The organism is Rhizobacter sp. P3_B12, assembly GCF_056402895.1.
Genome location: NZ_JBFUGN010001355.1, coordinates 1 through 1,284, shown reverse-complemented (window position 1 = coordinate 1,284; position 1,284 = coordinate 1). Strand labels below are relative to the sequence as shown.

Annotated in this window: 1 protein-coding gene; it reads right to left on the bottom strand. The window is 64.1% G+C overall.

Going from position 1 to position 1,284, the window contains the following annotated elements; translation table 11 throughout:
* Nucleotides 1-40 precede the first annotated feature (40 nt).
* Nucleotides 41-1,164 (bottom strand): IS3 family transposase gene (locus AC1D01_RS35185; RefSeq protein ID WP_477874226.1). Its coding sequence is split into 2 segments (ribosomal slippage): nt 41-966 and nt 966-1,164, totalling 1,125 coding nucleotides; the frame shifts between segments, so codons are not numbered across the junction.
* Nucleotides 1,165-1,284 lie beyond the last annotated feature (120 nt).

Genomic DNA, 1,284 nt, shown 5'->3' with positions numbered 1-1,284 from the left:
TGACCTTGCCCTCGGATCTCGCATCCCATAGCCGAGGGCATTACGCGGCTCGCTTTTCCTGGGCAGCGAGCCAAGCCCGTTCGAATTGCATTGGACTGACGTAGCCGAGCGTCGAGTGAAGCCGGCGGTGGTTGTAGAACGCCAGCCAGTCGATGACCTCGTCCTTGGCGGCCCGCACTGTCTCGAACTTGCGCCCATACAGCCGGCCGACCTTGAGCGAGCCCCACAGGCTCTCGGTGGGCGCATTGTCCCAACAGTTGCCCTTGCGGCTCATCGAGCTGCGCATGCCGTAACTTGTGAGCAATGCCTGGAAGTCAGCGCTGCAGTACTGGCTGCCTCGGTCGCTGTGGAACATCACGGCCGCCTCCTTGCCCGGTTGTCGTCGGAACCAGGCCATCGTCAGCGCATCCATCACCAGCTCGCGCCGCATGTGCGACTGCATCGACCAACCCACCACCTGGCGGCTGAACAGGTCGATCACCACGGCCAGATACAGCCAGCCTTCGTCGGTGGCGATGTAGGTGATGTCGCCGCTCCACACCGCGTTCGGCGTGGCCGGTTGGAACCGCCGCTCCAGCAGGTTCTCTGCCACCGGCAGGCCGTGCTTGCTGTCGGTCGTTGCGATGAACTTGCGCTTGCCTCGGGCCTTGATGCCGTGTCGCTGCATCAGCTTCTGAACACGCTCCTTGCCCACTCGAATGCCGCGTGCCAGCAGCTCTTTCCAGATCCTCGGCCAGCCGTACTCGCCCCGCACCTCGGCGTGCAGCGCCTTGATGTGCACCAGCAGCGCGTCGTCGCTCAGGCGCCCCGGCGCGGGCTGCCCGCTGCGTCGCTCATGCTCGTAGAAACCGCTCGCACTCACGCCCAGAACCTCGCAGCTCAGCGACACCGGCCAGCGCTGGCGGTGCTGCCTTATCCAGGCGTACTTCACTCCCGTTCCTTCGCGAAGTACGCCGTCGCTTTTCCCAGAATGTCGCGCTCCATCTTCACCCGCACGAGCTCCGCACGCAGCCGCGCAATCTCCATCTGCTCCGGGCTCACAGGCTTGCTACCGGGCCCGTTCAGCTTGCCGCTCTGGTCCGCCTTGAGCCAGTTGTGCAGCGTCTGATCAGCCACGCCCAGCACCTTCGACACCACCGCCAGGCTCTGCCCACCCTTGACCATCCGCACCGCCTCAAGCTTGAATTCCAGCGTGTAGCGCGCTCTCTTTGCCTTCGTCACTTTCGTTCTCCTTGCCTGGATTGAACCACTCAGCAAGGGATACGGATTCCGCGGGCAAGGTCA